A 12,501-nucleotide genomic window follows, 5' to 3' on the forward strand; every position below is an offset into this window, starting at 1 on the left:
GGCTCGTTTGCTGTGCATTGCTGCACTGGCTATCGCAAGGAGGCGACCGCGGCGCCCGGCGCGTGTGCAGGGGGAGTGTTTGATGCGGGCCCCTGAAGGTTTATAGCGAACCGCGTTGCCAAGTGATGCAGCGGTTGTTGGCCGGCATGGCCCGGTCTTCCAGCAAGTGGAGGCTCGCCTGGAGGGCCAGCGCATCAACGGCTTCAAAATCACGAAGTCCGCTGGCCGGATTGCCCGCGCGCAGCATGGCGTCAAAGTGGGCATTGCTAGCGCTGGTGAAATGGCCGCCATAGTTGAAAGGGCCATACACCGTGAGCAAGCCGGCTGGCGGCATGCGTGACTGCAGCTCGGTGAAAAGGCGCTGCACCTCTTCCCAGCCCATGATGTGCAAAGTGTTGGCGCTGAAGACAGCATCAAACTGTGCTGGCGGCCATGCCAGGCGAACATCGAGTTCGAGGGGGGCTGGTGTGTTGAGGAGGGCAGATTCCGCCAGCCACAGCTGTATGCCTGGCAAATGATCGGCGACATCAGAGGCTTGCCAGCGCAGCCAGGGCAGGGCCCGGGCAAAATACGCAGCATGCTGGCCGGTGCCGCTACCGATTTCCAGCACCTGGCGGCGGTCAGCAAAGCGTTCGCGCAGAACCTCCAGAATGGGGTCCCGGTTCCTGGTGGTGGCGGGCGCGGTGGGTTTGTCCATGGGAATCGATTGTCACCGCCTGGAACTGCTGTGGTGAAAGGAGATCCAGCATGCCCTGCTGTAGAAGCGGCGTATAACGAAGCCAGCACATTAAAAATCCGTCAGAATCATCCGACACAAAGGACAGCCATGCGATCGTTCAAAATTTTTGCCTTCCTGGCAGCCACATTGTTCTGGCTTGGCGGGTGTGCGCTGCACACTTTCGGTTCCATCGCATCGGGTATGTCGCGTGACGAGGTGGTCTCGCGCATGGGCAAGCCTGACGCGGTGGTGGTGCTCGGCCAGGGTGCACGCATGCAGTACTCTGGCCAGCCGCATGGGCAGTTTGCGTACATGGTGGACCTTGACGCCTCGGGGCGGGTAATGAGCGCCCGACAAGTGCTCAATGCACGCGACTTTGCGCGCATTGAACTGGGCAAATGGACGCGCGACGATGTGCTTCGCGAATTCGGACGACCCGCCGCCATCGAACATGTGGCTTTGTGGCAGGGCGATATCCTGACCTACCGTTGGGTGGAAGTTCACGACATGTTTTACTGGGTCTATCTGGACGCCAACCAGGTGGTTCAAAAAGCTCATCCAGGGATGGAGCTCCGCGGAGAGCGCGAAGAGAGGCGCTGAGGCCTCAGCGCATCAGTTTTTCTTCAACTGCAACGCGGCTTCATACAGCTCATTGCGCGGCGCCCCCGTAATTTCAGCGGCAAGTTTCACTGCAGTCTTCAGCGGCAACTCAGCCAGCAGAAGCTGTAGAACACGGTCGCCGTCGCTTTTTGCCTGGGCCTCTACGCCTGGGTGCAGCACCAGCGCAAACTCACCGCGGGTGCGCTGACTGCCAGCGGCCAGCCAGGCGCTGAAGTCACGCGCCGCCACCGTGGCTATTTCCTCGAACTGCTTGGTCAGCTCCCGGCCCACCGTGAGCCGCCGAGCACCCAGCGGTGCCATGGCGCGCGCCAGCGCCTCGATGCGGTGCGGCGCCTCCAGAATGACGACTGCGCGGCTGTCCGCCTGCAGCGCCAGCACGGCTTGCTCGCGCTCCGCGGCTTTGGACGGCAAAAAGCCGGCAAACACAAAGCCCCCACCGCCGCTGATGCCGGCCACGCTCAGCGCAGCCGTCACGCTGCTCGAACCGGGCAGCGGAAGGATGGCCAGTCCCGCCGCGCGCACGGCCGCCACCAGCCGGGCGCCGGGGTCGCTGACGGCTGGAGTGCCGGCGTCGCTGACGTAAGCCACACGTTCACCGCGCTGCAGACGCTCGATCACGCCGCCGGCTGCCTGCGCTTCGTTGTGTTCGTGCACCGGCAGCAGGGGCTTGTCGATGCCGTACTGGCGTAGCATGGTCTTGGTGTGGCGGGTGTCTTCGCAGGCGATGGCGTGCACCAGCTGCAGCACATGCAGCGCGCGCAGGCTGATGTCCGACAGGTTGCCAATGGGTGTGGCCACCACATACAGGGCGGCTTCGGGATAATGCTGCATGCCCGCCGCAGCGCGGGCGGCAGGCAGTGACAGGTCGAAGGAAGCGTTCAATGTGGTTTTCCAGAAAGCAGGTTGCGAAGGTGCCGGCCGCCACGGGCAGGCAACCGGGCCAGATTACCACCAAGCGGCTCGGTGACGCCGCAGAATTGCTGGCGCGGGACCACTTGGTGCGCGCCGGACTGAAACTGTTGCAGGCCAACTACCGCACGCCGGGCCGCGGCGGCGGCGAGGTGGACCTGATCATGGCCGCGCCCGACGGAACGCTGGTGTTTGTCGAAGTGCGCCAGCGCAGAAGCAGCTCGCACGGCGGCGCAGGCGCCAGCATTGGCACGATCAAGCAGCAGCGGATTGTTTTTGCGGCACGCCATTACCTGATGCGTTTTGCTTCCCCGCCGCCTTGCCGCTTTGATGTGGTGCTGGTTCAGGGCGGCATTGACACCCCGGGTGGGACGACCCTCGAGTGGCTGCGCGGCGCCTTTGATGCTGATTGAGCGGCCTGGCTCGAGATTGGCGCAGACGCCCGATTTTGTAACCATGCATTGCGCAGCGTGGCACAAGGCGGCGTATGTGTGATTTGGAAATGTCTGACCCGTTATCATCGCCCCATGCTCGAACAACGCATTGAACAGCACTTCATTGACAGTGCCGACCTGAAATACCAGGCCGCGCAAGTCCTCTCCAAACCGATTGCTGCTGCGGTGCAAGCCATTCTGGCCAGCGTCACCAGCGGCGGCAAGGTGCTGGCCTGTGGCAATGGCGGCTCGGCTGCCGACGCCCAGCATTTCGCGGCCGAGTTTGTCGGGCGCTTTGAACGCGAGCGGCCCGAGCTGGGCGCGATTGCGCTGACGACCGACAGCTCCATCCTCACGGCGATTGCCAACGACTACGACTTCAGTGTGATCTTTTCCAAGCAGGTGCGCGCGCTCGGCAGTGCGGGCGACGTGTTGCTCGCGCTCAGTACCAGCGGCAATTCGGCCAATGTGCTGGCGGCCATCGAGGCCGCGCATGAGCGCGAGATGACCGTTGTGGCGCTGACCGGCAAGGGCGGCGGCAAGATGACGTCAACACTGCGCGAAACCGATGTGCATATCTGCGTGCCACATGACCGCACGGCACGCATTCAGGAAGTTCATCTGCTGACCCTTCACTGCATTTGTGACGGTGTGGATGCCCAGTTACTTGGTGACCAGGAAAGCCCTTGATGATGAAACCGAACACCTCCCCCCGCCCGCTCAAACGCCTGCTTCTGGCGGCCTGTGCCGCCGCCGTTGTTGGCAGCTCTCTCACCGCCTGCTTCCCGCTGTTGGTGGGTGGCGCAGTCGGCGGCGTCCTGGTGGCGACGGATCGCCGCACCTCTGGTGCCCAGCTTGAGGACGAAGGGATTGAACTGCGTTCCATGGCCCGCCTGCGCGACAACATCGGCAGCCGCGCGCGTGTCAGTGTGACCAGCTACAACCGCCAGGTGCTGCTGACCGGCGAGGTGCTCAACGAAAACGACAAAAAACTGGTTGAGCAGGTGGTCTCGCGTGTCGAAAACGTCAACGGTGTGGTCAATGAGCTGGCCATCCTCAACAGCCCCACGCTGGTGCAGCGTTCGTCCGACGTGCTGATCACCGGTCAGGTCAAGGCCCTGCTGGTCGACGCCAAGGATCTTTATGCTGGCGCCTTCAAGGTGGTGACCGAACGCGGCACGGTGTACCTGATGGGCCGCGTCACCCAGCGCGAGGCTGACCGCGCCACCGAAATCGCCCGCGGTGCACGCGGTGTGCAAAAGGTGGTCCGCATCCTCGAGATCATCAGCGAAGAGGAAATGCAGCGCCTCGTGCCCCCGCCGGCCAAGTCAGCCCCTGCGCCACGTTCTTAAGGTGTGATGAGCCCAGCAAAAAGCCGGCTGCAGCCGGCTTTTTCATGTGCCACCTGAGGCGCAGCGATCCGCCATGGGGGCTCTATTTGAGCCGTTTTATCAGGCTCGACGTATCCCAGCGCTGGCCGCCCATGGCCTGTACATCGGCGTAAAACTGGTCCACCAGCGCGGTCACCGGCAGGCGCGCGCCATTGCTTTTGGCTTCGTCCAGCACCAGACCCAGATCCTTGCGCATCCAGTCCACCGCAAAGCCGAAGTCAAACTTGTCAGCCGCCATGGTCTTGCCACGGTTGTCGAGTTGCCAGCTTTGCGCCGCACCTTTGCCGATCACGTCCAGCACCTGGTTCATGTCCAGTCCGGCTTTCTGGCCGAAAGCGATGGCTTCACTGAGCCCCTGCACCAGGCCGGCGATGCAGATCTGGTTGACCATCTTGGTGAGCTGGCCGGCGCCGCTGGCGCCCATCAGCGTGAAGGCTTTGGCAAACGCCATGCCGGCAGGCTTGACGGCGTCGAAGGCTGCCGCGTCACCGCCGCACATGACGGTGAGCGCGCCGTTTTGCGCACCTGCCTGGCCACCCGAGACCGGCGCATCGACAAACTGCAGCCCGAGCGCCTGCGCAGCCGCATACAGCTCACGTGCTACGTCGGCGGAGGCGGTGGTGTGATCCGAAAAAATCGCGCCCGGCTGCATGCCGGCAAAGGCGCCGTCGGGGCCGAGTGTGACGCCGCGCAGGTCATCGTCATTGCCGACGCAGCAAAAAACAATGTCCGCGCCCTGCGCAGCTTCGCGCGGCGTTGGCGCATGTTTTGGGGCTCCAGCCCCCGCGTATTCTGCGCACCACGCTATGGATTTCGTAGCAGTCCGGTTGTAGACCATGACCTGGTGGCCCGCCAGCGCAAGGTGGCCGGCCATCGGATAACCCATGACGCCCAAGCCGAGAAAGGCGACTTTTCTGGAGACGGCGGGTTCGTAGGTTTTGGGGTTGGTGGTGGAAACGGTCATGAGTTAAATGATGGCCATGTTTTCGGTGCCGGCAGCAAGATCCTGCGTCTTCGCGCGTTGCGAGTTGAGCTTGATCTGCAGCCGAAGGTCGTTGACCGAGTCCGCGTTGCGCAGTGCGTCTTCATAAGTGATCATGTTGCTTTCAAAGGCATCGAACAGCGCCTGATCGAAGGTCTGCATGCCGAGGTTGCGGCTCTTCTTCATGATCTCCTTGATCTCGGAGACGTCGCCCTTGAAGATCAAATCGGAGATCAGCGGCGTGTTCAGCATGACCTCGACAGCAGCGATCCTGCCCTTGCTGTCTTGCTTGGGCACCAGACGCTGCGAGATCATCGCCTTCATGTTCAGTGACAGGTCCATCAGCAACTGCGCGCGGCGTTCTTCCGGGAAAAAGTTGATGATGCGGTCCAGCGCCTGGTTGGCGCTGTTGGCGTGCAGGGTGCACAGGCACAAGTGGCCGGTTTCGGCAAAGGCGACCGCGTGCTCCATGGTCTCGCGGTCGCGCACCTCGCCCATCAGGATCACGTCAGGCGCTTGACGCAGCGTGTTTTTGAGTGCCGCTTCCCAGCTGTCGGTGTCCAGGCCCACTTCGCGCTGCGTGACCACACAGTTCTTGTGGGGATGCACAAACTCAACCGGGTCTTCGATGGTGATGATGTGTCCGAAAGACTGCTCGTTGCGCCAGTCCACCATGGCTGCCAGCGTGGTCGACTTGCCTGAACCAGTGGCGCCGACCAGGATGCACAGGCCGCGCTTGGACATCACGATGTCCTTGAGCACCTGCGGTACGCCCAGGCCGTCGATGGTCGGCAGCACGGCGGGAATCACCCGCATCACCATGCCGACCTTGCCCTGCTGAATGAAGGCGTTGACACGAAAGCGCCCGACGTTCGGGGGCGAGATGGCGAAGTTGCACTCCTTGGTGCGTTCGAACTCGGCGGCCTGCTTGTCGTTCATGATCGCGCGCGCCAGGGCCAGCGTGTGGCCGGCGTTGAGCGGCTGTGGCGAGACCTTGGTGACCTTGCCGTCGACCTTCATGGCCGGCGGAAAGTCGCCGGTGATGAACAGGTCGCTGCCGTTGCGGCTGACCATCAGCTTGAGAAGGTCGTTGATGAATTTACTGGCCTGGTCGCGTTCCATTTTTTCTCCAATTGCATTTGTGCGCCTGGACTGCCCGCAAGAAGCAATCCTCGCCTCACAGCCGGACTAGCCTGGGAAGTTTTCCGGAATTTTTGCTTTGCCGCGCGCCTCGGCGGCAGAGATGACGTTGCGCTTGACGAGGTCGGTCAGGTTCTGGTCCAGCGTCTGCATGCCAACGCTGTTACCCGTTTGAATGGACGAATACATCTGCGCGACTTTGGCTTCGCGGATCAAATTGCGGATGGCGCTGGTGCCCAGCATGATTTCGTGTGCGGCGACCCGGCCCTGGCCGTCCTTGGTCTTGCACAGGGTTTGCGAAATCACGGCCTGCAGCGACTCAGACAACATGGCGCGGATCATCTCCTTTTCTTCGGAAGGAAAAACGTCAATGATCCGGTCAATGGTTTTGGCCGCGCTGGAGGTGTGCAGCGTGCCGAACACCAGGTGGCCGGTCTCTGCGGCCGTCATCGCCAGGCGAATCGTTTCAAGATCACGCATCTCGCCGACCAGGATAGCGTCCGGGTCTTCCCGCAGTGCGGACTTGAGCGCGGCGCTGAAGCTCAGCGTGTGCGGGCCGACCTCACGCTGGTTGATCAGACACTTTTTCGACTCATGCACAAACTCGATTGGGTCTTCCACGGTCAGAATGTGGCCGTATTCGGTTTCGTTGAGGTAGTTGACCATGGCCGCCAGCGTCGTCGATTTGCCCGAGCCGGTCGGACCGGTGACCAGCACCATGCCACGCGGCTTCATCGCCAGGTCGCCGAAAATCTTGGGCGCATTAAGCTGCTCCAGGGTCAAGATTTTCGAAGGGATGGTCCGGAACACGGCGCCCGCGCCACGGTTCTGGTTGAAGGCATTGACCCGGAAGCGCGCCAGGCCCTCGATCTCGAAGGAGAAGTCGATCTCCAGAAACTCTTCGTAGTTCTTGCGCTGGGTGTCGTTCATGATGTCGTACACCATGGCATGGACCTGCTTGTGGTCCAGCGGATCGACGTTGATGCGCCGGACATCCCCATGAACCCGGATCATGGGCGGCAGGCCGGCCGACAAATGCAGATCGGACGCCTTGTTCTTGACGCTGAAAGCCAGCAGCTGGGTAATGTCCATCCCGAGGGTTTCCTGAAAAGTTTTACAGTTGGATTATGACCATGATTGTTGACAGGCTCCAAGCCGTGCGTGACCGGATTACCACGGCCTGTGCCGCGTCGGGTCGCGATCCGGCCGGCGTGCGGCTGCTGGCCGTGTCCAAGACTTTCGGCCCGGATGCGGTGATGGCGGCGATTGCGGGCGGACAGCGCGCTTTCGGCGAGAACTACATTCAGGAGGGGGTTGAGAAAATTCTGACGGTTCGTGAGTCGCTTGCCGGCCTGAGCGCATCAATTTCCAGCCATGCCAGCCCCTTTGAGTGGCATTGCATCGGCCCGATCCAGAGCAACAAGACGCGGCTGGTGGCGGCGCACTTTGACTGGGTGCAGTCGGTGGACCGCCTGAAGATTGCGCAGCGCCTGAACGAGCAGCGGCCCGCGCACCTGCCGCCGCTGCAGATCTGCCTGCAAGTCAACATCGACGGCGGCCCGACCAAGGCCGGGGTAGCGCCAGACGAGGCGCCGGCGCTTGCCGCAGAGGTGGCGCAGCTGCCCCGGCTGCAACTGCGCGGCCTGATGTCCATCCCCGAACCTGCTCCTGATTTTGTAGCAACTTGCGCAGTGCACCAAAGGGCCAGGGACCTGTTTGATCATATTAATGCTGCCGGTGTGTTGCCGCAGCCGATGGACACGCTGTCCATCGGCATGACGGCCGACCTGGAAGCTGCCATCCATGCTGGCAGCACGATGGTGCGCGTGGGGACTGCAATTTTTGGAAAGAGATAGAGCCCCCACGTTCGTTCACTGCGTGTATCTCTCTGCCCCCCAGGGGGGCGCTGCGCCTGCGGACTGGCAGAGCCAGATCCGCGGCCCCTGCTTGTATTGAAGAGGCCGCTCCCGCTTTTGGCGATTATTTTTTAGGCGGCGCCAATAGTTTGATCGCACCGCAGTCGGCTGACAGCCACTTGCCAGCACCGTCCAGCGTCATCTTCTCGGGCTTGCCCTTGACCGTGGTGGTGGTCACCATCTTCATCGTGTAGGCCTCGTTGCTGGTGTACGTGATCTGACCCTCACCGCTGGACGGCGGCTGCATGCAACTGAAGCTGATCTTCTGAGTGTTGCCCACGCGCGCCGAGGTGGTGCTTTGGCAATCGCCCTGCTGCTGCGGCTGCGCGATCTCGTTGCGCTCGACCATCTCTTTGGTCAAGCACACCTTCACGCTGATGCCGCCACCCGTACCGGCGCCCATGCTCATGCCCTGTTTGGCCATCATGTCTTCCATCTGCTTGCGCTGCGCCGGCGGCATGCTGGCCATCTGCTGGTGCATCTGGGCCATGGCCTTGTCCATTTCGGCCGAGCCGCCCATTTTTTGGGTGATCTCCCACAGGCCGGGTTTGGTGTCCTGGGCCATGGAAGGCAGCGCGCAGGCCAGCAAGGCGCCGAGCAATGCGGCGCGGGTGCCGTTCAGGGGAGTAAACAGGGGCTGGGACATGGTTCCTCCGTCCGTGGTGGTCAAGCGGCAAAGTCTAGGGCTGATGCCTGCCCTTTTGCAAGTGCTTCCCTACACCCCCAGCGCCAGCCGCGTGTTGTTCTTGACCTCTTCCATCACCGCATAGGTGCGGGTTTCGCGCACGCCGGGCAGTTGCCACAGCGCGGTGCCCGCAAACTGGCGGTAGGCGGCCATGTCGGCCATGCGGGTCTTGAGCAGGTAGTCGAAGCCGCCGGCCACCATGTGGCATTCCATGATTTCGGGATACACCTGCACGGCGGCCTTGAAGGCGTCGAAGACGTTGGGCGTGGTGCGGTCCAGCAGCACCTCGACAAACACCGTCATGCTGGCGCCCAGCTTGAGTGGGTTCAGCCTTGCCTCGTAGCCGAGGATGTAGCCGTCGCGCGTGAGCCGCTGCACCCGCGCCAGCACGGCCGTGGGCGACAGCGCCACCGCCTCGGCCAGCTTGAGGTTGGCCATGCGCCCGTCCTGCTGAAGCAGGCCCAGGATCTTCAGGTCAATGCGGTCAATATCGGTGGGCAGAGTAGTCATGCTGGTGAATTATGCGGAATATGGTGCCAAATTCAGAGAAAAATTTGGATTGAATCGGTAGAACATCGCGTTATTCACCAGTTTTCAAGGACCACGCATGCCCCGCCCCCAACATTTGCCCCAGCCTTTTCGCCCAGAGGCGGCCATCGTGACCGGCCATCTTGAGCGGCTCGCCGGCGCCCTCGACTGGGCGGCGGCGGTGCCACTGGCGCTGCCCTGGGTGCAGGCCGTGCGCGACAACCCGCCGCCCTTCTGGGCCATGGAAAGCCTGCTCAAGGAATACCCCATTTCCAGCGCCGAAGGCCTGGCCCTGATGCGCCTGGCCGAAGCCCTGCTGCGTGTGCCCGACGCCGAGACCGCGATTGCCCTCACCGCTGACCAGCTTGGCCGAGCTGATTTTGAAAGCACCGGCGACGCCGTGATGGCGCGCCTGTCGGCCTCTGCCATTGCCCTGTCCAAGAAATTTTTGCCCGAAGATGGCCAAAGCAGCATCATGAGCAAGCTCGGCGCGCGCACGGTGGTGGCCGCCACCTTGCGTGCCGTGCAATTGCTGGGCCGGCAGTTTGTACTGGGGCAGACCATTGTTGAGGCGATGGGTGAAGCGCGCGCCGGCAGAAAACACACGCCCGGCCTGCGCTTCAGTTTTGACATGCTGGGCGAAGGCGCGCGCACCGCTGCCGATGCGCAGCACTACCTGGTCAGCTACACCGACGCTATTAAATCAATAGCTGACAGCGCAGACCGGGCGGGGGCTTGTGAGCTAAATGACGGTATTTCCATCAAGCTCAGCGCGCTGCACCCGCGTTATGAAGACGCGCAGCACGCGCGCGTGATGACTGAGCTGGTGCCGCGCGTCTGGGGCCTGTGCGAGCTGGCCGCACGCGCCAACATCAGCCTGACCATAGACGCCGAAGAGCTGGACCGGCTGGAACTGTCGCTGGACGTCTTTGAAGCGCTGGCAGCACGGGTGGCGCAGCAGCACCCGCAGTGGCGCGGCTTTGGCCTGGCCCTGCAGGCCTACCAGACCCGCTCGCTGGAGCTGATCGAACACGTCATAGCCATCGCGCGCACCTACGGCCTGCGCCTGATGTGCCGGCTGGTCAAGGGCGCCTACTGGGATTCAGAGATCAAGCGCGCGCAAGAGCTGGGCTTGCCGCATTACCCGGTGTTCACCCACAAGCAGCACACCGATGTGTCTTATCTTGCCTGCGCGCAGGCCCTGCTGGCCGCAACCGATGCGATTTACCCGCAGTTTGCCGGGCACAACGCGGGCACGATTGCCGCCATCATCCAGATGGCCAGTGCGAGCGGGGGTGCTTCTTCTTCACCAGCCGGGGCCGCGGAACCGGCTCTGCCGGGCCGCAGGCGCAGCGCCCCCTCGGGGGGCAGCGTAGTACGCGAAGCGACAAGCGTGGGGGCTCAGTTTGAACTGCAGCGCCTGCACGGCATGGGCGAGGGCATCTTCCGTGAGGTGCTGAAAAATCCCCAGATCGCCTGCCGCGTGTACGCCCCGGTCGGCGCGCACCGCGACCTGCTGGCCTACCTGGTGCGGCGCCTGCTTGAAAACGGCGCCAACTCCTCGTTTGTGCACCAGCTCGCCGACGAGTCGGTGGGCATGGATGTGCTGCTGACTTCACCGCTGCGCATGGAACCCGAGTCGTCATTTCCACTGCCGCCGGCCCTGTACGGCGCCGGCCGCCGCAACAGCGAAGGGCTGGACCTCACGGTGCAGGCTATGCGTGCGCCGCTGCTTGCCGCGCTGCAGGTGGTGCACGTGCCCAAGGTGCCGGAGTTTGATGCCACATTGGCCTCTGGCCCTTTATCCACGGGCGCAAGTAGCTATCAAAAGTGGAGCAAATTGCCGGTGGCCGAGCGCGCCGCCACACTCCGCCGCGCTGCGGATGCGATGCAGCAGCAGATGCCGCACTTCTGCGCGCTGCTGGTCAGGGAGGCCTTCAAAACCTGGGGCGACGCGGTGGGCGAGGTGCGTGAGGCGATTGACTTTTTGCGCTACTACGCTGATGAGGCAGAGCGCATCATGGCGCCCGTCGCCTTGCCGGGGCCGACGGGCGAGACCAATACGCTGCAGCTGCGGGCGCGCGGCGTCTGGGTCTGCATCAGCCCGTGGAATTTTCCGCTGGCCATTTTCACCGGCCAGGTCGCCGCCGCGCTCGCCACCGGCAACGCGGTGCTGGCCAAACCGGCCGAACAGACGCCGGGCGTGGCTTGGGAAGCGGTCAAGTTGCTGCACGCCGCCGGTGTGCCCGAAGGCGCGCTGCAACTTTTGCACGGCCCGGGTGAAACCGTGGGCGCCGCGCTGGTGGCAGCGCCTGGCATTGCCGGCGTGGTGTTCACCGGCTCCACAGCAGTCGCCAGAATCATCAACCGCGCGCTGGCTGCCAAGGACGGTCCCATCGTGCCGCTGATCGCCGAGACCGGCGGCATCAACGCCATGCTGGTTGACAGCACGGCGCTGCCAGAGCAGGTGGCTGATGCGGTGGTGCAAAGTGCCTTTCGCAGCGCCGGCCAGCGCTGCTCGGCGCTGCGCCTGTTGTGTGTGCACGAAGGCATTGCGGACAAGGTGATTGCGATGATCCGGGGCGCCATGCAGGAGCTGGTGGTGGGCGACCCGGCCGAGCTGGCCACCGATGTTGGCCCGGTGATCGACCGCGAGGCATTTGACACCATCCAGCAGCACCTGCAAGGCCTGATTTCAGCATCAAATAGGCCTCTAGCCCCCGTCCCCTGTGCCCAGGCAGTTCCTGATTTGATAGCAAATCTGGTCCTGCCTGCCGCTGTTGAAGTCAGCAGCATCAGCGAGGTGAAGGCCGAAATCTTCGGCCCGGTGCTGCAGATCGTGCGCTGGTCGGGCGACCCGTCCGCCGTGATCGACCAGATCAATGCCCTTGGCTACGGCCTCACGCTGGGCATCCAGACCCGCATCGACTCGCGCGCCCAGGCGCTCGCGGCGGCGGCGCATGTGGGCAACATTTATATCAACCGCAACATGATTGGCGCCGTGGTCGGCGTGCAGCCCTTCGGCGGCGAAGGCCTGAGCGGCACCGGCCCCAAGGCTGGCGGGCCGCACTACCTTTACCGGTTCTGCTCGGAGCAGACCGTCACGGTCAACACAACAGCGGCGGGCGGCAATGCGGCTTTGCTGGCCGGATCAGCCTGAAACGCCGGCCGGGTTTG

At 63.2% G+C, this 12,501-nt stretch carries 13 protein-coding genes; 6 read left to right on the forward strand and 7 right to left on the reverse strand.

Features of this window, described 5'->3' with window-relative positions; translation table 11 throughout:
- Positions 1–100 precede the first annotated feature (100 nt).
- Positions 101–697 (reverse strand): DUF938 domain-containing protein, encoded by a 597-nt coding sequence (locus tag H0W47_RS01470; protein WP_296919694.1) that lies wholly within the window; start codon positions 695–697, stop codon positions 101–103.
- Between the two features lie 129 nt (positions 698–826).
- On the opposite strand from H0W47_RS01470, the gene H0W47_RS01475 reads away from it, so the two are divergent.
- A complete protein-coding gene (locus H0W47_RS01475) occupies positions 827–1,318 on the forward strand; it encodes a hypothetical protein (RefSeq protein ID WP_296919696.1) in 492 nt (163 codons plus the stop codon).
- A gap of 12 nt (positions 1,319–1,330) precedes the next feature.
- On the opposite strand, the gene rsmI is transcribed toward H0W47_RS01475, so the two are convergent.
- Positions 1,331–2,170 carry a 16S rRNA (cytidine(1402)-2'-O)-methyltransferase gene (gene rsmI, locus H0W47_RS01480; RefSeq protein WP_296919847.1) on the reverse strand — a complete coding sequence of 280 codons (840 nt, stop codon included), beginning with the start codon at positions 2,168–2,170 and terminating at the stop codon, positions 1,331–1,333.
- A 50-nt stretch (positions 2,171–2,220) separates the two neighbouring features.
- Here rsmI and H0W47_RS01485 point away from each other — a divergent pair, with 50 nt between their 5' ends.
- The 3 genes from H0W47_RS01485 (at position 2,221) to H0W47_RS01495 (ending at position 4,034) form a co-directional block, all read left to right on the forward strand.
- Positions 2,221–2,661 carry a YraN family protein gene (locus H0W47_RS01485; RefSeq protein WP_296919697.1) on the forward strand — a complete coding sequence of 147 codons (441 nt, stop codon included), beginning with the start codon at positions 2,221–2,223 and terminating at the stop codon, positions 2,659–2,661.
- A gap of 114 nt (positions 2,662–2,775) precedes the next feature.
- Positions 2,776–3,372: a phosphoheptose isomerase gene (locus H0W47_RS01490; protein ID WP_296919699.1), complete on the forward strand. Its 597-nt coding sequence runs from the start codon at positions 2,776–2,778 to the stop codon at positions 3,370–3,372.
- A gap of 2 nt (positions 3,373–3,374) precedes the next feature.
- Entirely contained in the window at positions 3,375–4,034 is a 660-nt protein-coding gene (locus H0W47_RS01495; protein ID WP_296919701.1) for a BON domain-containing protein, read from the forward strand.
- 82 nt (positions 4,035–4,116) lie between these two features.
- On the opposite strand, the gene H0W47_RS01500 is transcribed toward H0W47_RS01495, so the two are convergent.
- From H0W47_RS01500 to H0W47_RS01510, 3 genes are all read right to left on the reverse strand, one after another.
- Positions 4,117–5,037 carry an NAD(P)-dependent oxidoreductase gene (locus tag H0W47_RS01500; RefSeq protein ID WP_296919703.1) on the reverse strand — a complete coding sequence of 307 codons (921 nt, stop codon included), beginning with the start codon at positions 5,035–5,037 and terminating at the stop codon, positions 4,117–4,119.
- 3 nt (positions 5,038–5,040) lie between these two features.
- The gene (locus H0W47_RS01505) at positions 5,041–6,177 is read right to left on the reverse strand and encodes a PilT/PilU family type 4a pilus ATPase (protein ID WP_296919705.1); all 1,137 of its coding nucleotides are present in this window, start codon (positions 6,175–6,177) and stop codon (positions 5,041–5,043) included.
- A gap of 66 nt (positions 6,178–6,243) precedes the next feature.
- Positions 6,244–7,287 (reverse strand): type IV pilus twitching motility protein PilT, encoded by a 1,044-nt coding sequence (locus H0W47_RS01510; RefSeq protein ID WP_296919706.1) that lies wholly within the window; start codon positions 7,285–7,287, stop codon positions 6,244–6,246.
- A 35-nt stretch (positions 7,288–7,322) separates the two neighbouring features.
- Between H0W47_RS01510 and H0W47_RS01515 the strand changes: the two genes are divergently transcribed.
- On the forward strand, positions 7,323–8,051 hold the full coding sequence (locus H0W47_RS01515) for a YggS family pyridoxal phosphate-dependent enzyme (protein WP_296919708.1): 729 nt from the start codon (positions 7,323–7,325) through the stop codon (positions 8,049–8,051).
- A 124-nt stretch (positions 8,052–8,175) separates the two neighbouring features.
- Here H0W47_RS01515 and H0W47_RS01520 read toward each other — a convergent pair whose 3' ends face one another.
- A complete protein-coding gene (locus tag H0W47_RS01520; RefSeq protein ID WP_296919710.1) occupies positions 8,176–8,757 on the reverse strand; it encodes a DUF3617 domain-containing protein in 582 nt (193 codons plus the stop codon).
- Between the two features lie 69 nt (positions 8,758–8,826).
- Positions 8,827–9,306 carry an Lrp/AsnC ligand binding domain-containing protein gene (locus H0W47_RS01525; protein ID WP_296919712.1) on the reverse strand — a complete coding sequence of 160 codons (480 nt, stop codon included), beginning with the start codon at positions 9,304–9,306 and terminating at the stop codon, positions 8,827–8,829.
- A gap of 97 nt (positions 9,307–9,403) precedes the next feature.
- Between H0W47_RS01525 and H0W47_RS01530 the strand changes: the two genes are divergently transcribed.
- The gene (locus H0W47_RS01530) at positions 9,404–12,484 is read left to right on the forward strand and encodes an L-glutamate gamma-semialdehyde dehydrogenase (protein ID WP_296919714.1); all 3,081 of its coding nucleotides are present in this window, start codon (positions 9,404–9,406) and stop codon (positions 12,482–12,484) included.
- The last annotated feature ends 17 nt before the right edge of the window (positions 12,485–12,501 follow it).

The sequence above is a fragment of the Polaromonas sp. genome, from assembly GCF_013817205.1.
In the GTDB taxonomy this organism is placed as follows: Bacteria; Pseudomonadota; Gammaproteobacteria; order Burkholderiales; family Burkholderiaceae_C; genus Polaromonas.